The sequence below is a fragment of the Amycolatopsis sp. genome, assembly GCF_036008905.1.
In the GTDB taxonomy this organism is placed as follows: domain Bacteria; phylum Actinomycetota; class Actinomycetes; order Mycobacteriales; family Pseudonocardiaceae; genus Amycolatopsis.
This window is the reverse complement of the sequence record NZ_DASYMU010000175.1, coordinates 76591-83052: the sequence shown is the minus strand read 5'-3', so window position 1 is coordinate 83052 and position 6462 is coordinate 76591. Positions and strand designations below refer to the sequence as shown.

At 66.7% G+C, this 6462-nt stretch carries 8 protein-coding genes and 1 pseudogene; 3 read left to right on the top strand and 6 right to left on the bottom strand.

Going from position 1 to position 6462, the window contains the following annotated elements:
- Positions 1–155: pseudogene (locus tag VGP60_RS29805) on the top strand (peroxidase/catalase (catalase-peroxidase)); the annotation flags it as partial.
- 48 nt (positions 156–203) lie between these two features.
- On the opposite strand, the gene VGP60_RS29800 reads toward VGP60_RS29805, so the two are convergent.
- The 4 genes from VGP60_RS29800 to VGP60_RS29785 form a co-directional block, all read right to left on the bottom strand.
- Positions 204–701, bottom strand: coding sequence for a DinB family protein (locus tag VGP60_RS29800; protein WP_327551459.1), 498 nt, complete (start codon positions 699–701; stop codon positions 204–206).
- Between the two features lie 93 nt (positions 702–794).
- A complete protein-coding gene (locus tag VGP60_RS29795; RefSeq protein WP_327551458.1) occupies positions 795–947 on the bottom strand; it encodes a hypothetical protein in 153 nt (50 codons plus the stop codon).
- Between the two features lie 539 nt (positions 948–1486).
- Positions 1487–2065, bottom strand: a complete 579-nt coding sequence (locus VGP60_RS29790) for a YdcF family protein (protein WP_327551457.1) — start codon at positions 2063–2065, stop codon at positions 1487–1489.
- 49 nt (positions 2066–2114) lie between these two features.
- The gene (locus tag VGP60_RS29785; RefSeq protein ID WP_327551456.1) at positions 2115–2645 is read right to left on the bottom strand and encodes a pyridoxamine 5'-phosphate oxidase family protein; all 531 of its coding nucleotides are present in this window, start codon (positions 2643–2645) and stop codon (positions 2115–2117) included.
- A 147-nt stretch (positions 2646–2792) separates the two neighbouring features.
- Here VGP60_RS29785 and VGP60_RS29780 point away from each other — a divergent pair, with 147 nt between their 5' ends.
- A complete protein-coding gene (locus VGP60_RS29780) occupies positions 2793–3368 on the top strand; it encodes a dihydrofolate reductase family protein (RefSeq protein ID WP_327551455.1) in 576 nt (191 codons plus the stop codon).
- A gap of 153 nt (positions 3369–3521) precedes the next feature.
- Here the strand turns inward: VGP60_RS29780 and VGP60_RS29775 are convergent, their stop codons facing one another.
- Positions 3522–4379 (bottom strand): LysR family transcriptional regulator, encoded by an 858-nt coding sequence (locus VGP60_RS29775; RefSeq protein WP_327551454.1) that lies wholly within the window; start codon positions 4377–4379, stop codon positions 3522–3524.
- A gap of 138 nt (positions 4380–4517) precedes the next feature.
- Between VGP60_RS29775 and VGP60_RS29770 the strand changes: the two genes are divergently transcribed.
- Positions 4518–5411 carry an MBL fold metallo-hydrolase gene (locus tag VGP60_RS29770; protein ID WP_327551453.1) on the top strand — a complete coding sequence of 298 codons (894 nt, stop codon included), beginning with the start codon at positions 4518–4520 and terminating at the stop codon, positions 5409–5411.
- 45 nt (positions 5412–5456) lie between these two features.
- Here VGP60_RS29770 and VGP60_RS29765 read toward each other — a convergent pair whose 3' ends face one another.
- Positions 5457–6455 (bottom strand): alpha/beta hydrolase, encoded by a 999-nt coding sequence (locus VGP60_RS29765; protein WP_327551452.1) that lies wholly within the window; start codon positions 6453–6455, stop codon positions 5457–5459.
- Positions 6456–6462: the final 7 nt, after the last annotated feature.

The window sequence follows — 6462 nt, the reverse complement described above, 5'->3', positions numbered from 1 at the left end:
CCGGCAGCCGCAGCGACCTGGTGTTCGGCTCGAACTCCGAGCTGCGCGCCCTCGCCGAGGTCTACGCCAGTGACGACTCGCGGGAGAAGTTCGTGCGGGACTTCGTCGCCGCGTGGGACAAGGTCATGAACCTCGACCGGTACGACGTAGCCTGATCGTGGCTGTCCGGGCCGGCCGCTCGTCGGCCGGCCCGGACACCAGGGTTACCGGTCGGCGAGCTGCTCGCGCAGGATGTCCGCGTGCCCGCAATGCTGAGCGAGCTCACGCAGCATGTGGAGATACACCCAGCGCAGCGGGAGCGGGCCACGCCGGTTGCCGTGGACCAAGTCGTCCAGTCCCAAGGACGATGCCGCGCGACGGGAGGCCTCGCAAGCGTCGCGATGCGCTTGCCGGACCGTGGCGATGGTGTCGTCGTCATCGAGGACGAACGACTCGTCCGGTGTCGCGGGGATGCCGATCTCGGCGCGCGACCGGCACCTGACGGCTTCGTCGAACCAGACCTTCTCGACGAACGTCACGTGCTTCACCAGGCTCAGCAGCGTTGTCTTCGAGGACACCAGCGAACGGCGCGCCTCTTCCTCGGTCAATCCGTCCAAGCAATCGTTCAGCGCGGCGCGATGCTCGTCGAGGAACACCTCGAACTGGAGCCGGGCCGGTTGGTCGATGACGTCCTCGGTGGACGCCACAGGGAGGGCAGGCATGCGCGAAGCATCTCAAGATCGTCACCCCGGAGCAACCGACTTACGCCAGTGCGACCTTGACGACCTGCTCCGGTTCCGGCACCTCAGAACCGCCTACAGGCATGTACCGCCCTTCCACAGGTAATCGAACTGCTGTCGCGCATTTTTCAGGTGCAGATCGTCCAGCATCGCGGCCGCGTAGGTACTGCCGTGCGGAGGTATGGCGTTGCCCGCCCAGTCGTCGTTGGCGATGAACTCTTTGATCATCTCGTAGAACACCGGCGCCGCACAGGACGCGAAGGATCCAGCGTCGGAACAGATATCCGGTGATTACCAAAATCGCTGCAGCTTCTGCATGGACGAACTCGGCGGGCAGAGCAGGCCGTCGTTTCAGACCCTGGTCGCCTTGGCGGAGTCCTTCGGAGCCAGCTTGGACTACCTGGTCTTCGGTGATCGCGTCAGCGAGGCTGTCACACCGGACTTCGGGCCCCTTGCTCGCTATATGGACGTCTCGCTGCGTCATACCGAACAGCGAGCCCAGCAGCATTCCGCCATGGTGGGCCCGCATCGGAGCGATCCTGTCGGAGAAGATCGATCAGGCGGCAAACGAGGTGGCGGGTACGGGAGGGGCAAGGGTCCCGTCGTTGTTGTCCGAGGATGACGTGATGCTGCTTGAATCGCACTCGAAAGAGACCCGGCTCATCCTCCTGGACCTGCGGAACGACATCATCATGCTGCCAGAGAACCAGGGGGATGCCATGGGACGATTTGTGCCGATCGTCGCACAGAATATCAATATGGGCCGGTCATACAAATTTCTGCTGCCCACCAGGCTGAATATCGATTGGAAAGATATCGCCGTTCGCATGCGAACACTGCTGCGGACACGGTGTTCGGCAGATTCGGTGAACGGGTACTGCGAAATCCGTGCGACCGACGTGCCGATATTCGGTGGCCCGGCCGTTTACCGCCTGGACGTTCCGGTGATGCGGAGTGATCCGGTCCCTGTCTTCGAGCAACGGGATCACGTTTCGGATGTTCTCCCAGGTATTCAGCGACTGCTCGTCGAGCCGCACCGTTCCGGTGAAGCCGCGTTCGGCGCGTGCGTACCGGGCCAGCAGAACGGCCTCGGACACCGAGGTGCCGCTGGTGACACCGCCGGAGCAGATCAGGATCGAGTCGGGCACCGTGTCGTCGAGGGAACGCAGTGCGGCTCGCACGCGCCACCGGTTCAACGCGTTGGCCCGGTCGCCTCGCCGGTTGCGGCACCCCAGTACGACAACCGCCTCGGAGCGAGCCGCCGGAGGCTCGTGCACCAGTGCGCGGGAGGCGCGCCAGTGCACGAGCTCGCTCCATGCCGTCAGCCCGACGAACCCGAGAACCACCAGCGCTTTGCGTGTCACGCCCATAGCGGTGATCCTCGCAGCAACCGGATCAGTGGGCGAAGTCCCAGCGGGTGGCGCCATGAGGCTCGGCGGTGGCCACGCCGACGGCGGTGTGCAGCGTGAGGCGATACAGATGCCAGGGCGCGGGGCCCGCGCTCGGCGCGCTGTACGGAGCCGTAAAAGCGTCGCCCTCCACCGAAGCCGGCCAGCCGCCCTCGCGGTAGACGGCCGCCGCACGTTCCAGGGTGGCGGAGTCGGTGACCCGGTGGGCGTGGCCCTCCAGCGTCAGGTCGATGCCACGCAAGCGCACCGACACACTGCACGCCGGGTTCGCCGCCAGGTTGCGCGCCTTGCGCGCGCCCGGTCCGCTCGTGAAGTACAGCGCGTCGTCCATCCAGGTGGCCCCGACGCCCGCCGAGTGGGGCCGTCCGTCGGGGCGCACTGTCGCCAGGAAGAACGTCAGGTCGGCTTTGGGTGTGTCCTTGGTGAGGACATCGCGCGGACGGCTCCACGGAAGCTCCGCGGACCCGTATCGGTCGAGGTTGGTGGTCGAGGTCGGGTCGTTCGTTGTGTTGGTCATACCCCTGCGTCGAACGGGACGGGCCCGAATCGACACCGGAACCGACGAATCGACTCTTGCCGTAGTTTTTCGGCGCGAGGTGTCGAATCCGGCAGCTCCTGTTCGACGCACCGATGACAGCACCACAGACCAACCAAGGAGCACGCCATGCGCACCCTGATCGCCACCGCGTTCGTCTCCCTCGACGGCGTCGTCGAGGCCCCCGGCGGAGAACCGGGCTACCGCAACTCCGGCTGGACCTTCAAGGACATCGAGTTCGACCCGGCCGCCTACGAGATCAAGGGCCGCGAGCAGGACGAAGCCGCGGCCATGATGATGGGCCGCGCCAGCTACGAGGCTTTCTCGCCGGTGTGGCCGGACATGATCGCGGAGTTCCCCGGCTACAAGGTGATGCCGAAGTACGTCGTGTCGACCACGCTGCAGGACACGGACCTGGTGTCCAACTGGGGCGAGATCACCATCCTCCGTTCGCTGGACGACGTCGCCGCGCTCAAGGAGACCGAGGGCGGGCCGATCATCGTCCACGGCAGCGCCACCCTGAACCGCCACCTGGCCGATGCCAACCTGATCGACCGCTACCACCTGCTGGTCTTCCCGGTCCTGCTCGGCGCGGGCAAGCGGCTGTTCAGCGACACCGACAAGGACAAGCAGAACCTCAAGGTCATCGAATGCGAGTCCTACGGCAACGGAATCCAGAAACTGGTCTACGACGTCGTCCGCTGACCAGGAGGGCCGCGAAACCGTCGAGATGGCGGGCGAGGCCGTACCTTCGCCATCTGTCGACAGATGGCGGTAGTTGCGGACGCGGGGTATCACGAGATGTCGACATCTCGTGGCAGGCTGGCAGGCCGCCTCACGTCGTGATGAGCCATGTCCTCAGTCTGCCTTGCCCCCGACGACGGTCGCGGCGATCCGGACGAACGAGCGGATGAGCGGGCCTGGGTCGGATCCGGCCCAGGCGACGACAAGGCGGCTGGGCGGCATGTCGACCAGCGGCACCGAGGTGAGGCCTTCGGGAAGGGTGTGGCCCAGCGGGGTCAGCCCCACGCTTCCGTTCCACAGCACGGTTTGGAGGCACTCGTGGACCGTTCGCACGACCGGGCCGTCTCGACGCCCGCCGCCCGGGCCGTTCCAGTACGCCTGCCAGATCGGGTCGGTGCCCTCCGGAAACCGGAACCACGGACGGTCGGCGAGTTCGTCCGTGTGCAGGCTTTCCCGGCCTGCCAACGGATCGTCGGCACGGAGGACCACTCCGACCGGGTCCGTGCGCAGCACGTGCGTCGAAATACCCGTGTCGTCGAACGGTATCCGGGTGAGAGCCACGTCGGCGAGGCCGGTCCGCAGCCCGGTCGTCGGGTCGCTCAGGTCGGCCTCGCGGATGCGGACGTGCACCCCGGGATGACGCTCCCGGTAGACCGCGGCCAGCCGGGTGCCGACCTGTTCGGCGAGGGTGCCGATGGTCATGGTCGCCGCGCCTGCCGCACCCGCCACCTTGGCGCGGACCTGGTCGGCCTGTGCCAGCAGCGTTCGTGCCTCGTCGTAGAGCGAGGCGCCGGCGGGGGTGAGCGCCACGCCGCTGGGCGAACGGTGCAGCAGCACGTAGCCGAGGTCGGTCTCGAGCTGTTTGATCGCCCTGCTCAGCGGAGGCTGGGTCATGTGCAGCCGGACGGCGGCCCGGCCGAAGTGGAGCTCTTCGGCCACCGCCACGAAGTAGCGCAGCTCGCGTAGGTCCATTACCAGCGACGATACCCGAGCGGTATCGGGAATACGGAATCGGGCTTGGACACCTCGGCGGGCCCCGGGGTGGACTGGACCTACCTTGTTCCGCCGCGACACGACCCGCTCGCGGCATCACTCTCAGAAGGAGCCGGAATGGCTGAACACGCGCTGCCCGAACCCGTCGTACGGGTCTCGGACGTCCGGGAACTCGGCCACGACCTGGTGGTCATCCCGGACCGGCGGGTGCAGCTCGTCCCGAACATCGGTCTCATCGGCGGCCGGGATTCCGTGCTCGTCGTCGAGACCGGGATGGGCCCCGGCAACGCCGGAACCGTGCTGGAGTTCGCCGCCGAATACGCCCGGGGACGCAAGCTTTACCTGACCACCACGCATTTCCACCCCGAGCACTCGTTCGGCGCCCAGGTCTTCGCCGGCGAAGCGACCTTCCTGATCAACCGCGACCAGGCCGACGACCTGAAGACGAAGGGGCCCGGCTATCTCGAGATGTTCCGGGGACTCGGCGCGTCCGTCGCCCGTCAGCTCGAAGGCGTCGAACTGGCGCGGCCCGACGTCGTCTACGACCACGAGTACGACCTCGACTTAGGCGGCCGGGTCGTGCAGCTGCGGGCCACCGGCCGGGCACACAGCAGGGGTGACCAGGTCGTCCGGGTGCCGGACGCCGAAGTGCTGTTCACCGGCGATCTCGTTGAGGCGGCCCAGTTCTCGATCTTCCCATGGTTCCCGCCGTACGACACCGACGTCTCCGGCACCAGGTGGCTCGAGGTGATGCGGCGGCTCGCCGCCGAGAGCTCGCGGATCGTGGTACCCGGACACGGCGACGTCGGCGGCCCGCAACTGCTCGCCGACGTCCGCGACTACCTCGAACTACTGCGAGACGAGACCTGGACGCGCCGGGATTCGGCGATGAGCGAAGAAACCATCGCCGAAGAGATCTCGGCGCTGATGATCCGGCGGCACCCGGACTGGACCGGGCAAGAGTGGATCGAAAAGGGTGTCGGCTGCCTGTGCTCCGAACACCCCGTCTGACTTCGCCATCTGTCGACAGATGGCGGTCGTTGCGGACGCGGGGTATCAGCGGCTGACGTCCACAATGGCTTTGGCGAAGTCCCGCGGCGCTTCCTGCGGCACGTTGTGGCCGATGCCCTTGAGGATCCGGTGCGTGTACTTCCCGGTGAACTGCTTGCGGTAAGCCGCGCCATCGGCGGCCGCGCCGTCGAAGTCACTCGCGATGGTGATCGTCGGTACCGAGATCACCGGGGCTTTCTGCAGTTCGGCTTCGAGCTCGTCGTACTTCGCCTCACCGCCGGCCAGGCTCTGCCGCCAGCGGTAGTTGTGGATGACGACGTCGACGTGATCGGGGTTGTCGAAGGCAGCCGCGGAACGTTGGTAGGTCGCCTCGGTGAAATTCCACTTCGGCGAGGCGATCTTCCAGATCAGTTTGTTGAACTCGTGCCAATTCTTGGTGTAGCCGAGCACGCCGCGTTCGGTGGCGAAGTAGTACTGGTACCACCAGCCCAGTTCCGCCGCGGGGTCCAGTGGCTTCCGGTTCATCTCGAGGTTGGTGATCAGGTAGCCGCTCACCGCGACCAGTGCCGTGATCCGCTCGGGCCAGAGCGCGGCCATCACCCCGGCCGTCCGCGAGCCCCAGTCGAACCCGCCCAGGATCGCTTTCTTGATCTTGAGGGCGTCCATGAACGCGATGACGTCCGACGCGACCGCGGCCTGCTGGCCGTTCCGGAACGTTTCGCTCGAGAGAAAACGGGTGGTGCCGTAGCCGCGCAGGAACGGGACGAGCACCCGATAACCGGCCGACGCGAGCATGGGCGCTACGTCGACATAACTGTGGATGTCGTAGGGCCAGCCGTGCAGAAGGATGACCGGCGGACCGGCGGCCGAACCCAGTTCGGCGTAACCGACGTTCACCACTCCGGCGTTGACCTGCTTCAGCGGGCCGAGTGTCGTGTGCTTCCCGGCGACCTGCGGCACCGCGGCCCGCGCCGTCGAGCTGCCGACCACCGCCACCGCTGCCGCCGCGACCGCTGCCTGCGAGAACTTCCTCCTGCTGATCATGGCTCCG